Origin of the sequence: Chitinilyticum aquatile DSM 21506, from assembly GCF_000430805.1 — a bacterium.
GTDB classification, from domain to species: domain Bacteria; phylum Pseudomonadota; class Gammaproteobacteria; order Burkholderiales; family Chitinibacteraceae; genus Chitinilyticum; species Chitinilyticum aquatile.
On record NZ_KE387259.1, the window covers coordinates 195,477 to 210,307 of the forward strand.

The 14,831-nt window shown below is 60.7% G+C and carries 10 protein-coding genes; all 10 read left to right on the forward strand.

Annotation, left to right across the window (positions count from 1 at the left end; all coding sequences use genetic code 11):
* The first annotated feature begins 53 nt into the window (after window positions 1-53).
* The 10 genes from metG to clpB all read left to right on the forward strand — a co-directional run bounded on the left by metG (window position 54) and on the right by clpB (window position 14,701).
* Complete coding sequence (gene metG, locus H559_RS0114140; RefSeq protein WP_028453208.1) at window positions 54-2,099, forward strand: methionine--tRNA ligase; 2,046 nt, start codon at window positions 54-56, stop codon at window positions 2,097-2,099.
* 75 nt (window positions 2,100-2,174) lie between these two features.
* Window positions 2,175-3,152, forward strand: coding sequence for an L-threonylcarbamoyladenylate synthase (locus H559_RS0114145; RefSeq protein WP_051279516.1), 978 nt, complete (start codon window positions 2,175-2,177; stop codon window positions 3,150-3,152).
* Between the two features lie 127 nt (window positions 3,153-3,279).
* Complete coding sequence (locus H559_RS21900) at window positions 3,280-3,828, forward strand: GspH/FimT family pseudopilin (RefSeq protein ID WP_051279518.1); 549 nt, start codon at window positions 3,280-3,282, stop codon at window positions 3,826-3,828.
* Window positions 3,818-4,453, forward strand: coding sequence for a PilW family protein (locus H559_RS21905; RefSeq protein ID WP_162143339.1), 636 nt, complete (start codon window positions 3,818-3,820; stop codon window positions 4,451-4,453). The genes H559_RS21900 and H559_RS21905 overlap by 11 nt, the downstream gene beginning before the upstream one ends.
* 1 nt (window position 4,454) lies before the next feature.
* The gene (locus H559_RS0114160) at window positions 4,455-5,690 is read left to right on the forward strand and encodes a pilus assembly PilX family protein (RefSeq protein ID WP_028453211.1); all 1,236 of its coding nucleotides are present in this window, start codon (window positions 4,455-4,457) and stop codon (window positions 5,688-5,690) included.
* Entirely contained in the window at window positions 5,690-6,274 is a 585-nt protein-coding gene (locus H559_RS20570; RefSeq protein WP_034641461.1) for a prepilin-type N-terminal cleavage/methylation domain-containing protein, read from the forward strand. Before H559_RS0114160 ends, H559_RS20570 begins: the two co-directional genes overlap by 1 nt.
* 174 nt (window positions 6,275-6,448) lie before the next feature.
* A complete protein-coding gene (locus tag H559_RS0114170; protein WP_028453212.1) occupies window positions 6,449-8,713 on the forward strand; it encodes an arginine/lysine/ornithine decarboxylase in 2,265 nt (754 codons plus the stop codon).
* Between the two features lie 88 nt (window positions 8,714-8,801).
* Window positions 8,802-10,352, forward strand: a complete 1,551-nt coding sequence (locus tag H559_RS0114175; RefSeq protein WP_028453213.1) for a diguanylate cyclase domain-containing protein — start codon at window positions 8,802-8,804, stop codon at window positions 10,350-10,352.
* A complete protein-coding gene (locus tag H559_RS21910; RefSeq protein ID WP_162143340.1) occupies window positions 10,349-11,953 on the forward strand; it encodes a GGDEF domain-containing protein in 1,605 nt (534 codons plus the stop codon). The genes H559_RS0114175 and H559_RS21910 overlap by 4 nt, the downstream gene beginning before the upstream one ends.
* Window positions 11,954-12,115: 162 nt before the next feature.
* Window positions 12,116-14,701 carry an ATP-dependent chaperone ClpB gene (gene clpB / locus H559_RS0114185; protein WP_028453214.1) on the forward strand — a complete coding sequence of 862 codons (2,586 nt, stop codon included), beginning with the start codon at window positions 12,116-12,118 and terminating at the stop codon, window positions 14,699-14,701.
* The last annotated feature ends 130 nt before the right edge of the window (window positions 14,702-14,831 follow it).

Consider the following 14,831-nt stretch of genomic DNA (forward strand, 5'->3'; position numbering starts at 1 on the left):
GCAGCACTCTGCGGTATAATCGGCGGATTGTTTTTTCCAGACTGCCACGGCCCATGTCCCGCAAAATCCTCGTCACCTCTGCCCTGCCGTATGCCAACGGCGCGATCCACCTCGGTCACCTGGTCGAGTACATCCAGACCGACGTCTGGGTGCGCTTCCAGAAAATGCGCGGCCACACCTGTCACTACGTGTGCGCCGACGACACCCACGGCACGCCGATCATGCTGCGCGCCGAGAAGGAAGGCATCACGCCCGAAGCACTGATCGAGCGCGTGCACGGCGAGCATCTGCGCGACTTCACCGGCTTCCACGTGGCGTTCGACAACTATTACAGCACCAACAGTGCAGAAAACCGCCACTTTGCCTACGACATCTACGGCAAGCTGAAAGCCAATGGCAAGATCGTCAGCCGCACCATTTCGCAGCTGTACGACCCGGTGAAGAACATGTTCCTGCCGGACCGCTTCGTGAAGGGCGAATGCCCGAAGTGTGGTGCGAAAGATCAATATGGCGACAACTGTGAAAGCTGCGGCACCACCTACGCCCCGACCGATCTGAAGAACCCCTACTCGGCCGTGTCCGGCGCCACGCCGGAGCTGCGCGATTCCGAGCACTTCTTCTTCAAACTCGGCGACTGTGAAGACTTCCTGAAAAACTGGACCACGACTGAGGGCAAGCTGCAGGCCGAAGCATCGAACAAGATGCAGGAATGGTTCGAGGCCGGTTTGAGTGACTGGGACATCTCGCGCGACGCGCCCTACTTCGGCTTTGAAATACCCGATGCACCGGGCAAGTATTTCTATGTCTGGCTGGATGCGCCGGTCGGCTACATGGCCAGCCACAAGAACCTGTGCGACCGGCTTGGCATCGATTTCGACAGCTACTGGAACAAGGACAGCGACGCCGAGCTCTACCACTTCATCGGCAAGGACATTCTGTATTTCCACGCGCTGTTCTGGCCGGCGATGCTGGAGTTCTCCGGCTACCGCACGCCGACCGCGATCAACGCCCACGGCTTTTTGACGGTCGATGGTGCCAAGATGAGCAAGTCGCGCGGCACCTTCATCACCGCCGAATCCTATCTGCGCCACCTGAACCCGGAATGGCTGCGTTACTACTTCGCCGCCAAGCTGTCCAACACGGTGGAAGACATCGACCTGAATCTGGAAGACTTCAGCGCACGCGTGAATTCGGACCTGATCGGCAAGTACGTCAATATCGCCAGCCGCGCCGCTGGCTTTATCAGCAAGCGTTTCGGTGGCGAACTGAGTGAAATGCGTGGTCTTGGCATTGACGCCTCATACATTGCGTATCACGGACTTCTTCATAATTTGCGGAGCAAGTCGGAGGCAATTGCATCACTCTATGATGCACGACTTTATGCACAAGCCATTCGGGAAATTATGGCTCTCGCAGATCAAATTAATCAGTTCGTTGACCAGCAAAAGCCTTGGGAACTAGCAAAACAAGAAGGGAAAGACACCGAGCTTCATTATGTGTGCAGCGTGTTGATCAACGCCTTCCGCATCCTCACCATTTACCTGAAGCCGGTGCTGCCCAAACTGGCGCAGGACGTGGAAGCCTTCCTGAATGTCGCGCCGCTGCAATGGGCCGACGCGCAGAACCTGCTGCTGGCGCACTGCATCAATCCGTACAACCACCTGATGACCCGCATCGACCCCAAGCAGATCGAAGCCATGGTAGAAGAAAACAAGCAAAGCCTCGCACCAGTTGTCGAAGCGCCGAAACTCGATTACGAGGTGCCGCCGATTGCGGAGACCATCAGCATCGACGACTTCATGAAGATCGACCTGCGCGTCGCGCGCATCGTCGAGGCCAAGGCCGTCGAAGGTGCCGACAAGCTGGTGTCGCTGACACTCGACATCGGCACAGAAACCCGCCATGTGTTCGCCGGCATCAAGTCCGCCTACAAGCCGGAAGACCTGCAGGGGCGGCTCACCGTGATGGTCGCGAATCTGGCACCGCGCAAGATGAAGTTCGGCATGTCCGAAGGCATGGTGCTGGCCGCTGGCGGTGATGGTGGCCTCTACATCCTCAACCCCGATTCCGGTGCCAAGCCGGGCATGCGGATCAAGTAACGACCATGGGTATTACCCTGCAGCCTTTGCGTGCATTTGGCTGCAGGGCAATACCCTTTTCTTTTGGATTCAGCCATGTCCACATCCAGCACTTCACTCGACCAGGCTCTCGCGCTGTTGCGCGCGGGCGAGCTCGTCGGCATTCCGACCGAGACGGTGTACGGGCTGGCTGCGGACGCGGGCAACCCGGAAGCCATTGCCAAAATCTTTGCCGCGAAAGGTCGCCCGGCTGACCACCCGGTGATCGTACATATTGCGGGTGCTGAACAACTGGCCGACTGGGCGACCGACATTCCCGCTGCAGCGTGGCAACTGGCGGAAGCGTTCTGGCCTGGCCCGCTGACGCTGATCCTGCCGCGCAAAGCCTCCACCCCGCTGGCGGTGACCGGCGGGCAGGATTCGGTTGGCGTGCGCGCGCCGGCACACCCGTTGACGCACGAACTTTTAAAACAGTTCCGTGGCGGCTTGGCCGCGCCTTCGGCCAACCAGTTCGGCCACGTCAGCCCGACCACGGCACAACACGTGCGCGATGAATTCGATACCGCCACGCTGCAACTGGTGCTGGACGGCGGGCCGTGCGAAGTCGGCGTGGAATCGACCATTGTCAGCCTGATTGGCGCCCCCAAGCTGCTGCGCCCCGGCGGCGTGCCGCGCGAGGCCATCGAAACCCTACTGGGTATCGAGCTGGAGCACCATCAATCCGCCAGCTCCGCCAAGATACGCGCCTCGGGCCTGCTCGACAGCCACTACTCGCCGCGCACACCGCTGCTGACTGGTGCGCTCGATGTACTGCGCGCCGAAGCCGGTGAACGCGTGGAAGCTGGCCAGAAAGTGCTGCTGCTGTCCTTTGCCGGCACGGCACCACAAGGCGTGAGCGCCGCCGTGCTGCCCGACGATCCGGAACAGTTTGCCCGCGACATCTACGCCACGCTGCGCCATTACGACCGCAAGGGCTTTGCCGCGCTGCTGCTGGAAAACCCGCCGCAGTCCCCCGCCTGGCTGGCGGTGAACGACCGTCTGCGCCGCGCGGCACATCAGAAGCTCGGCGGCTGATCTTCGGCGGCTGATCTTCATCAGCACGCCATCTACCGGTTTCCCACCACCATTGGGGCGATGCCTGATTGGCATTCGCTCCATTGTGCGCAATGCTGGATGTAAGCATTCAACTTACAGGCCAGCCATGCGCGCCCGCCATTCCGGCTTCACGCTGATCGAGATGATGATAACCGTGGGGATTCTCGGCATCGTTCTGGCAATTGCCGTACCGAACCTCTCGGCTTTCGTCGCGCGCACGCACCTGAAAGGCGTCGCCGACAACCTGGCGCAGGATCTGGTCTTCGCCCGCAGCGAAGCCGCGCGGCAGAACAAGTCCGTGCGTCTGACGCTGCAGGGCGGCACGTCGAGTTGCTATGGCCTGAGCATCAAAGCCACCCATTGCGACTGTGCGGTCAGCGATACCGGCAGCAGCAGTTATTGCGAGCTGCGACGGGCGGGTGAATTTCCCGCGGGCATTACGCTCGCCGGGGTCGACAATGCCTTCGACCAGCTGATTTTCGACTCCGCGCGCGGCCTGCCCGTCAGCAGCAGCCATGCCACGCTGAGCAGCAATCAGGAAGTGCAGATCAACGGCCGCGACAACCGGCAGCTGATCGTAAAGATGAGTGTGCTTGGCAGCGTCTGCATCTATGCCCCCGGCAAAAATACAGCGGGGTATCCAAATGCATGCTAAATCTCGCAATGGTCACAGCCATATACCCATAAAGAATGGATTCACCCTGATCGAAATCCTGGTGGCACTCGCCATCGGCCTGCTGGTGATCGGCGCAGCGTATTCCTACTTCATCAGTACGCTGCGCACCAGCAATGCACTGGTGGCACAAAGCCGCCTGCAACAGGAAATCCGCTCGGCCGCCGACCTGATGCAGCGCGACCTGCGCCGGGCCGGCTATGTGCCCAATGGCGATACCACGAATGCGACGCTGGTCAATACGATCTGGATCGGCAAGACCGCCAGCAGCCTGCCCAATGACAACTGTGTCATCTACCGCTATGTCGATGAGCGCGGTGCGCTGCGCAATGGCGGTTTTCTGCTGGGCCCGGACGGGCGGCTGTACATGAAGAATGCCGGAAGCAGCAACACCTGCCAGATCAGCAGTGACTGGATCGCCATCAGCGCCAGCAACTTCACGACGGTCAGCCGTTTCACGGTGGTCTACACCGGCGGCCCTCGCCCGCGCCTTGCCATCGGCCTGACGGGCACGCTGCAGAACGACAGCAAGGTCAGCTTCCCGCTTGACCAGACCATTACCCTGTTCAATGCGCCCGCCAAGGGTGCGGCCACCACCGGCAGCTGACATGAAAGCGCACCTTCATCCCCGTCACGCGCTGCACCGGCAGCAAGGCCTCGCCACCCTGCTGGTGGCCGTCGTCATGCTGATCGTGCTGGCCTTCATCACGCTTTACAGCAACCGTGCAGTCTTCATCGAGCAGCGCACCACCACCAACCAGTACAAGCGCACGCTGGCGCTTGAGGCGGCCCAGTCGGGCATTGACGGCTTTCTGGGAACGCTGGGCGGCACGGACACCGCCCAGAACTTCCAGAAGTACTTCCAGAAATCTGGCGGGGACTGGCAACTGAAGAACAATTATGACAACTCGGCCAAGCTGAACACAGCCGGTTATCTCAACACCAGCAATGCAGCCTACAACCACGACTTTACGCTCTCCGGCCTGCGGCAAGCCGCCAGTGGCACGCTCCCCCTCCCCCTGACCGAGGCGGGAGCCAACATCGCGGGGTTTGCGCAGACTTACGAAATCTACCTGGCTGTGCTCGGCACCAACCGCTTCCGCATGATCGGCCGTGGCTGTGCGGACAGTTGCGACTACTCAGAGGCGTTCGTGATGATCGATTTTTCGATATCGGGCGGGGCCATCTGCCCGCTGGACATCAACGGCGCGCTGACCGTCCAGAACAATGCCAGCATTCACGGCATAACCAATGGCGTGAACGGCTTCACCTGTGGCATCAGCGTCGGCAGCATCGCGGGAACCACCGGTGATGTCGCGGGCTGCAAAGTCGGTAACTGTTCGTCGTCCGACAAATACGACCCACCCTACGAGGTGTCGGGAACGGTGGACAAGAATGCGCACTTCCAGAAATATTTCAGTGCCACACCAGCCGCCATCAAGGGCAGCAGCAGCACCTGCGTGATCAGCGGCAACGCCACACCTGCGACCATTACCAGCCAGTGCAGCGGCAAGAATCAGGTCTGGATCACCGGCAACCTGACGGTCAGCAGTGCCACCGGCTGGCTCGGCGTGATTGCTGCTCCGGGGCAAACCCTGATCGTGGAGGGCAATCTGTCGCTCGGCAACACCCTGCAGATGATGGGTTTCCTCTACGTATTCGGCAACACCGCCGCGCCATCGAGTGCGACTGGCGCATTCCATATCATCGGCGGAGCGGCATTTGCCGGAGATGTGACCGGCAACCTTTCCTTCAATGTAACTGCCGATACGGCCTATTCGAAGATTCCGAGCGGCGGCAGTGCAAAACCGGCCGCCAGCGCCGGTTCGTGGAGGGATTTCTGATGCCGGCCCGCCAGACCCAGCGCGGCATCAGCCTCATTGAGGTAATGATCGCGGTGGCCATTCTCGCCGTCGGGCTGATGATCCTTTCCCGCTTTACCGGCACGCTCTATCGCGATGTGGCCTATAGCGCGGATCGCTCCAGGGCCCAGGCCATGGCGCAACAAAAAATCGACGAGTTGCGCGCTACCGGCGTCAGCAGCCTTGCCAATGGCGCGGATGGCGCTGCGGACTGCAGCACGTCGACATTCCGCCGTTACTGGCGCGTCGCGACCCCGGCCAATCCGCCGGGCGTGCGTGCGGTATCCATGAATGTCTGCTGGACGGACAGCCGGGGCCAGGCCCAGATCCTTGCGATCAGTACCTATATCGGCACCGGCGCGGCGGCACCGACAACGGCGCCGACGGTCTCCCCCAGCACAGCGCCCTCGGCGACGCCAACGCCGGCCTACCCCGCCTGGCAGGCCAATACGGCATATCCACAGGGAAGCATCGTCTCCTACAACGGCGCGAATTACCGGGCCGATTACCCCATACCGGCTTCCGGCACGGCACCGGATGGCTGGAACTGGTGGAGCAAACTCTGAGCCGCTGACGGGCGGCCCGGTCAATGGTAAGAATCGTCACACCCTTGACCCGAAAACCCGCTAACATAGCGCGTTTTTCGGGACGTCCAAGGCCGGTAACAGCCCGCGCTCATGCAGGTTGCCAGAGGTACCGCGCTCCCTTTCCACCCCAACATGTCTGGAAAGGACACGCCAATGCGTTTTTACTTCCCCCTCGTCATCATCGACGAAGATTTCCGCTCTGAAAACACCAGCGGCTCCGGCATTCGCGAGCTGGCTGCGGCCATCGAGGCCGAGGGCATGGATGTGGTCGGCTACACCAGCTACGGTGACCTGACCTCGTTTGCCCAGCAGCAGAGCCGCGCAGCCGGTTTCATCCTGTCGATCGACGATGAGGAATTTGGTGGCGGATCTCCGGAAGAAACCAAGGATGCGCTAACCCACCTGCGCCACTTTGTCGAGGAAATCCGTCGCCGCAACCCGGACATTCCGATCTACCTGTATGGTGAAACCCGCACCGCGCGCCACATACCCAATGATGTATTGCGTGAGCTGCACGGCTTCATTCACATGCATGAAGATACCCCCGAATTCGTGGCCCGCCACATCATCCGCGAGGCGAAGTCCTACCTCGACGGGCTGGCGCCGCCCTTCTTCCGCGCGCTGACCCACTACGCCCAGGACGGCTCCTATTCCTGGCACTGCCCGGGTCACTCCGGCGGCGTGGCCTTCCTGAAATCCCCGGTCGGCCAGATGTTCCACCAGTTCTTCGGCGAAAACATGCTGCGCGCCGACGTGTGCAATGCGGTGGACGAGCTCGGCCAGCTGCTGGATCACACCGGCCCGGTGGCAGCAAGCGAGCGCAACGCCGCACGCATCTTCAATGCCGATCACCTGTTCTTCGTCACCAACGGCACGTCGACCTCCAACAAGATCGTGTGGAACTCGACCGTGGCACCGGGTGACATCGTGGTGGTGGACCGCAATTGCCACAAGTCCATCCTGCACGCGATCATGATGACCGGCGCAGTACCGATCTTCCTGATGCCCACCCGCAACCACTACGGCATCATCGGCCCGATCCCGCGCAGCGAATTCGAACCGGAAGCGATCCGCAAGAAAATGCTGGCCAACCCCTTCTGCCGCGAAAAGCTGGCCGAAAACCCCGACATCAAGCCGCGCGTGCTGACCATCACGCAGTCGACCTACGACGGCATTCTGTACAACGTCGAGGAAATCAAGGGGCTACTGGACGGTGAAATCGAGACGCTGCATTTCGACGAAGCCTGGCTGCCGCATGCGGCCTTCCACGACTTCTACGGCGACTATCACGCGATTGGCGAAGACCGCCCGCGCTGCAAGGATTCGATGATCTTCTCGACGCAATCCACGCACAAGCTGCTGGCCGGCATTTCGCAGGCCTCGCAGATCCTGGTGCAGGATGCGATCGACAACAAGCTCGACCGCGACATCTTCAACGAAGCCTACCTGATGCACACCTCCACCAGCCCGCAATACGCGATCATCGCATCCTGCGATGTGGCGGCGGCAATGATGGAAGCACCGGGCGGTACCGCGCTGGTGGAAGAATCACTGGCCGAGGCGCTGGAATTCCGCCGTGCGATGCGCAAGGTCGACGAGGAATACGGCCAGGACTGGTGGTTCCGCGTCTGGGGCCCGGATGACCTCACCGACGAGGGCCTGGATCACCGCGACGCGTGGATGCTGAAGGCCGGCGAAAACTGGCACGGCTTTGGCGATATCGCCGAAGGCTTCAACCTGCTCGACCCGATCAAGGCAACGATCTTGACCCCGGGGCTGAATGTCGACGGCAACTTTGCCGATAGCGGCATTCCGGCCGCCATCGTGGCCAAGTATCTGGCCGAGCATGGCGTGGTGATCGAGAAAACCGGCCTGTATTCCTTCTTCATCATGTTCACCATCGGCATCACCAAGGGCCGCTGGAACACCATGGTGACTGCATTGCAGCAATTCAAGGACGATTACGACAAGAATGCCCCGCTGTGGCGCATCCTGCCGGAATTCATCGCCCAGTTCCCTCAGTACGAGCGCGTGGGCCTGCGCGACCTGTGCCAGCAGATTCACGGCATCTACCGCGACAACAACGTTGCCAAGCTGACGACCGAGATGTACCTGTCCGATCTGGTGCCGGCGATGAAACCGTCCAAGGCCTTTGCCAAAATGGCACACAAGGAAATCGAGCGCGTACCGCTGGACGAACTGGAAGGCCGCGTCACCGCCGTGATGCTGACGCCCTACCCGCCGGGCATTCCGCTGCTGGTACCGGGAGAAGTGTTCAACAAGACCATCGTTGACTATCTGAAATTCGTCCGCGAGTTCAATGGTCGTTTCCCGGGCTTCGAGACATACACTCATGGCCTTGTGGCGGAGGACCACCCCGGTGGCAAGTGCTACTTTGTTGATTGTGTCGCCAATTGATACACAGCAGTAACAGAAACGGCCCGGCAAGTTTGTCCGGGCCGTTTTCCTTCTATAATCGGCAAGTACCGATCACGGATTTTCCTGCATGCCCGCCGACGAGCGAGTCTATCAACTGCTGCAGCAAGCCCGGTCTGAAACCCGCAACGGTTCAGCCAGAGCGGCAGCCTTGCTGGTCGATCAGGCAGAAGCATTGCTGAACCGTGTCAATGACAGTGGGCTTGAGGCTGCGATACACCTCGAGCGGGCTCGTATTGCCTGGGGGCTGGTGCGCTACACGGAAGGGCTGCAGCACATCCGCAGGGTGCTCAGCCTCAGTGATGAAGCGCCCCTGCTGCGGGCTGAAGCACTCAGCCTGCAGGCCTTGCTGCAGAATGCGCAGGGGAATTACAGCAAGGCGCTGGAAGGCTGGATTCTCTGCCTGGAAGAAGCCGGCACCAGCGGCAACCCTGAACTATATATCGAAGCCTATCTCGGTATCGGGCACTACTATCTTTATGACAATCAGCCGGCGCGCGCACAGCTTTACCACCGCTACGCCTTCCACCTGGCCGAACAACACTCCGACCCGCAATTGCGGCTGAAGTCAGCCCTTTTCCTGCTTTTCGATCTGGTCCAGTCCGGGCAGGCCGAAGAAGGATTGCACGTACTCGCGGTTGCCCGGGAAAATATCGACGCAGTGCACACTGACCCGGCCTGGCAGGCAGAAATCCATCACTATGCCGCAGCCATTCACCTTGAGCTCGGCCACATCGGCGAAGCAGAAGCAGCATTGCAGAGTTCCCTGCAGATCAACATGAGGGAAATGCTGCTCTGGGGAGAAACCCAGAACCGCATGCTTCTTGCCAAGCTCTATCAGGCACAGGGCAAGATCACCCAAGCCGGCACGACACTGGAAACAGCGATTGCCATCGCCAGCAGTTTCGATCAGGGCTACCTGCTGCAGCAAATCTGCCTGCAGCTTGTCGCATTGCGCGAAGCTGCCGGTGATTTTGCGGCCGCCCTTTCTGCCCACGAATCGTATCACCGCTTTGCCGTCGGCCATCGCCGCCAGCTCAAACGCAACCAGCGCCAGCTCACGCCAGCACGCATGGCACAGCTTGAATTGCGCTTGCAATTGCTCAAGGCGCGCTACGACCTTGCCCTGCTGCAGCAAGCAGGCGTGCAAAAACCGGGCGAACAGACAGAAGACCCACTCACCGGCCTGCTGCGCCGCAGTGCTCTGGAAAGCCTGCTGCAACAATGGCAGCACGGCGGGCACAGCGACCGTATCACGCTACTGCTCTGGCAATTGCACGGTCTGCCTGTATTCAACGAGCTCTATGGCAGCACCGCCGGAGACCGGCTTATCCAGCGTTGCGCCAGCCTGGTACAGGAAGCCGCCCGCCAGTTCCATGGTGCAGCCATCCGCTTCAACGGCTCCGGTTTGCTGCTGATTGTCGACCGTGCCGTCAGCGGTGCAGCCTGCAGGCACCTGCAGGAATGGATACCCCAGTTGCGCTGGGAATACGAAAACGCCTTTTTGTCGCACAGCCTGACTCCGGTCGACTGGATTGCTGACGACAAGCCCGGCCCCCAGATTATTGCAGCCAGCCCGCAATGGCGCTGGCCGGCAACCGGCAACGAGGTGATCGCATGAGCAGCACAGCCGGCGACCACAACCTGCCCTTCATTTTCCAGCTGCATGACCTGCTGATGCGCGACCCGGTGGCGGCCCAGGCCGAGGCGGCATCCCAGATCGCGACCCGGCACGACCCGGTCGAGCGTGTCGCACTCAATCTGCTGCATGCCATCTGCACAGCTCGCACTGGTGATTTCGTCAACGCCGAACACCAGCTGACCAGAGCGCTGCGCAACGCCAGGCAGCGCAACTTTCATTACCTGATCGCCGAAGCGCGCGATGAACTGGCCGGCATTCATCTCATCCGCGGACAGATCGACATCGCACTGCGGCAATGGCTGGACTGCTTCGAGGCCTCGCTGAAGGAAGACAGCCGCTATGGTCTTGTCCGTGCCCACCTCGGTATCGGCAAGGTGTTTTATGCCCTGGGCAAGTATGACGAGGCCAAGGAACAGCATCTGCGATCGGTCGAGCTTTCCTACTCGCTCAAGGATGTCAGCCTCAGCTCCTCCATCCATCTCTGCCTCGCCGCCGACTATCTCAAGCTGGCAGAATTCGACCGTGCCTTCGTGGCACTGGCCATCGCCGAAGACCACCTGGAGCATGCCACACAAGCGGAACACGCCCGCTGCGAGCTCCTGATCTACCGCGGCCAGATCTATGCCGCGCGCGGGCAGTGGCAGGACGCACTGGCGCTGATGCAACAGGCATTGCAATTGAGCAAAATGCACAGGCTGATCTGGAACGAGGCACTGGCTGTACTGGAAACCGGGCGCATCCACTTTATCCTGAACAATCTGCCCGCCGCACGCGAGCAACTGGAAGTGGCACGGGGGCTCGCAGGCCAGATCACATCCACCCTGTTCGAGATGCAGGCCGAAGAACTGCTCTACAGCATCAGCAAGCAGGAACAGGATTATCCGGCAGCTCTGCATCACCATCGCCGCTACACAGAGCTGACCCTGGCGCTAATCGACACACAAAACCGGCACCAGATCGATCCGACCACGCGCCGCCGCATGCGCCGCATGGAAAACGAGCTGGCCCTGGCTCAATCCGAAGAAGAAAACACCAGTCTGCTGGCGCGATTGCACCTGCACGAAGAACACATCCAGGCTCTCAAGGTCGAGGCTGAAACCGACCCGCTCACCGGCGTCTACAACCGCCGTGCGCTTGAAGAACGCCTGGATCGCGAGCTTTACCGGGCCAGCCAGACTCACCGCCCCCTGAGCATCCTGATGCTCGATATCGACCACTTCAAGCAGGTCAACGACCTGCACTCGCACCTGACCGGTGACGCCGTATTGCGCACGCTTGCCGGCATCGTCCAGACCTGCTGTCGGCAGGACGAATTCATCACGCGCTACGGCGGGGAAGAATTCACCATCCTGCTGCCAGGCGCGGCGGTCGAAACCGCGCGGCAGGTGGCCGAGCGGATCAGGCTATCGATTGCCCAGCATGACTGGACCAGCATCAAGCCGGAGCTCGGTACCATCACGGTCAGTATTGGCGTCACGGAAAGGCACGAGGGTGACTCGGCGCACGATCTGCTGGCCCGCGTTGACCACTTCCTGTATCAGGCCAAAGAGCAGGGACGCAACCGCACCTGCGGAGAGTAAGCACAGGTATTTGCACACAACCATTTCAAAAAATGCCTGCAGCAGCATATCCATCACCCGATATACCCCTGTCACCACATGTCATCTCTTCAGCCTGCCGCTTGAAATGCTCGCGGGAAAACCCATCTAAGCTATGACCATGAATTAAAGAGGGTTTTCACCATGCGACTCGACAAACTCACCACCAAATTCCAGCAGGCGCTGGCCGACGCGCAAAGTCTGGCGCTGGCCAATGACAACCCGGCTATCGAGCCGGCGCACGTGCTTGCCGCCCTGCTGGCAGATCAGGATTCCGGTGCCCCGGCATTGCTGGCGCGCGCCGGCGTCAATGTGCAGGCGCTGAAAAACGCGCTGGATGGCAAGATCAAGCAGCTCGCCAAGAATGTCAGCGGCGACCACGACATCAGCATCGGCCGCGACCTGGGCAATTTGCTCAATGCAACCGAAAAACTGGCCATGAAGCGCAACGACCAGTTCATCGCCAGCGACCTCTTCCTGCTGGCGCTCACTGCTGACCGTGGCGACGCCGGCAAGCTGCTCAAGGAGCACGGCGGGCAGACCAACTCGATCGAAGCGGCCATCAACGCCGCGCGCGGCGGCGAGGCGGTCAATAGCGCCGACTCTGAGACACAGCGCGAAGCCTTGTCGAAATACACCGTCGACCTGACCGAGCGCGCCAAGGCCGGCAAGCTCGACCCGGTGATCGGCCGCGACGACGAAATTCGCCGCGCGATCCAGGTGCTGCAACGCCGCACCAAGAACAACCCGGTGCTGATCGGCGAGCCGGGCGTGGGCAAGACGGCGATCGTCGAAGGGCTGGCGCAGCGCATCGTCAACGGCGAAGTGCCCGACTCGCTGAAATCCAAGCGGGTATTGGTTCTGGATCTAGCATCTTTGCTCGCTGGCGCCAAATACCGCGGGGAGTTTGAGGAGCGCCTGAAAGCCGTGCTCAATGAACTCGCCAAGGACGAAGGCAACAACATCATCTTCATCGACGAGCTGCACACACTGGTCGGCGCCGGCAAGGCCGATGGCGCGATGGACGCCGGCAATATGCTGAAACCGGCACTGGCGCGCGGCGAGCTGCACTGCATTGGCGCCACCACGCTCGACGAATACCGCAAATACATCGAAAAGGATGCCGCGCTGGAGCGCCGCTTCCAGAAAGTATTGGTGGACGAACCGAGCGTCGAGGCCACCATTGCCATCCTGCGCGGCCTGCAGGAAAAGTACGAAATCCACCACGGCGTCGACATCACCGACCCGGCCATCGTCGCCGCCGCCGAGTTGTCGCACCGCTACATCACCGACCGCTTCCTGCCGGACAAGGCCATCGACCTGATCGACGAAGCCGCCAGCCGCATCAAGATGGAAATCGATTCCAAGCCGGAAGTCATGGACAAGCTGGAACGCCGCATGATCCAGCTGAAGATCGAGCGCGAAGCAGTCAAGAAGGAAAAGGACGAAGCCTCGCAGCGCCGCCTGGCGCTGATCGAGGAAGAACTCGAACGCCTGCAGCGCGAGTTCAACGATCTGGAAGAAATCTGGAAAGCCGAAAAAGCCTCGGTGCTCGGCAGCCAGGCCATCAAGGAAGACATCGAGAAACTGAAAAACCAGATGGAAGCGCTCAAGCGCGCCGGCGAATGGCAGAAAGTGTCCGAGCTGCAATACGGCGAACTGCCGGCGCTGGAAGCCAAGCTGAAAGCCGCCGAAGCCAGCGAGGCCGGTGGTAGCGACAAGCCGAAGCTGCTGCGCACCCAGGTCGGTGCCGAAGAAATCGCCGAGGTGGTCAGCCGCGCCACCGGCATCCCGGTCAGCAAGATGATGGAAGGCGAGCGCGACAAGTTGCTGAAAATGGAAGACGCGTTGCACCGCAGCGTGGTTGGACAACACGAGGCGGTCACACTGGTGGCGGACGCCATCCGTCGTTCACGCTCGGGTCTGGCCGATCCGAACCGGCCGTATGGCTCCTTCCTGTTCCTCGGCCCCACCGGCGTCGGCAAGACGGAGCTGACCAAGGCACTGGCGGCCTTCCTGTTCGATACCGACGAGCACATCATCCGGCTCGACATGAGCGAATTCATGGAGAAACACTCGGTCGCGCGGCTGATCGGCGCCCCGCCGGGATATGTCGGCTATGAAGAAGGCGGCTATCTCACCGAGGCCGTCCGCCGCAAGCCCTACTCGGTCATCCTGCTCGACGAGGTGGAGAAAGCCCATCCGGACGTGTTCAACGTGCTGCTGCAAGTACTCGACGACGGGCGCCTCACCGACGGCCAGGGTCGCACGGTGGATTTCAAGAACACCGTGATCGTGATGACGTCGAACCTCGGTAGCCAGCACATCCAGATGATGGCGGATTCGGATTACCAGGTGGTCAAGCTCGCCGTGATGGCCGAGGTGAAGACGCATTTCCGCCCCGAGTTCATCAACCGCATTGACGAGGTGGTGGTGTTCCACGGCCTGGATCAGGCGGCCATCCGCAATATCGCCCGCATTCAACTTGGCCGGCTGGAAGCGCGGCTGGCGCAGATGGACATCAGCCTCATCTGCAGCGATGCCGCGCTCGACCTGGTGGCGGAAGCCGGCTTCGATCCGGTGTATGGCGCACGGCCGCTGAAGCGCGCGATCCAGCAGCAGATCGAGAATGTGCTGGCGAAGGAACTGCTCGCCGGCCATTTCGGCCCGAAGGATGTGATCAGAGTCGATGCCAGCGAGGTTAAAATCAGCTTCAGTCGCGACCGCTGATCAATCCGTCCAACAAGAAAAAACCCGCCTAGGCGGGTTTTTTCTTGTTGCCGGACGACATCGGTACTGTCAAATACACAGTAATGTATAACCATAAAACCCTTTAATTAAAAGGGCAGCACGGCCATAC

Bases quoted from the DNA above. Each gene is read 5' to 3' on its own strand.
- metG (WP_028453208.1), top strand. From the start codon at position 54: ATGTCCCGCAAAATCCTCGTCACCTCTGCCCTGCCGTATGCCAACGGC.
- H559_RS0114145 (WP_051279516.1), top strand. From the start codon at position 2,175: ATGTCCACATCCAGCACTTCACTCGACCAGGCTCTCGCGCTGTTGCGC.
- H559_RS21900 (WP_051279518.1), top strand. From the start codon at position 3,280: ATGCGCGCCCGCCATTCCGGCTTCACGCTGATCGAGATGATGATAACC.
- H559_RS21905 (WP_162143339.1), top strand. From the start codon at position 3,818: ATGCATGCTAAATCTCGCAATGGTCACAGCCATATACCCATAAAGAAT.
- H559_RS0114160 (WP_028453211.1), top strand. From the start codon at position 4,455: ATGAAAGCGCACCTTCATCCCCGTCACGCGCTGCACCGGCAGCAAGGC.
- H559_RS20570 (WP_034641461.1), top strand. From the start codon at position 5,690: ATGCCGGCCCGCCAGACCCAGCGCGGCATCAGCCTCATTGAGGTAATG.
- H559_RS0114170 (WP_028453212.1), top strand. From the start codon at position 6,449: ATGCGTTTTTACTTCCCCCTCGTCATCATCGACGAAGATTTCCGCTCT.
- H559_RS0114175 (WP_028453213.1), top strand. From the start codon at position 8,802: ATGCCCGCCGACGAGCGAGTCTATCAACTGCTGCAGCAAGCCCGGTCT.
- H559_RS21910 (WP_162143340.1), top strand. From the start codon at position 10,349: ATGAGCAGCACAGCCGGCGACCACAACCTGCCCTTCATTTTCCAGCTG.
- clpB (WP_028453214.1), top strand. From the start codon at position 12,116: ATGCGACTCGACAAACTCACCACCAAATTCCAGCAGGCGCTGGCCGAC.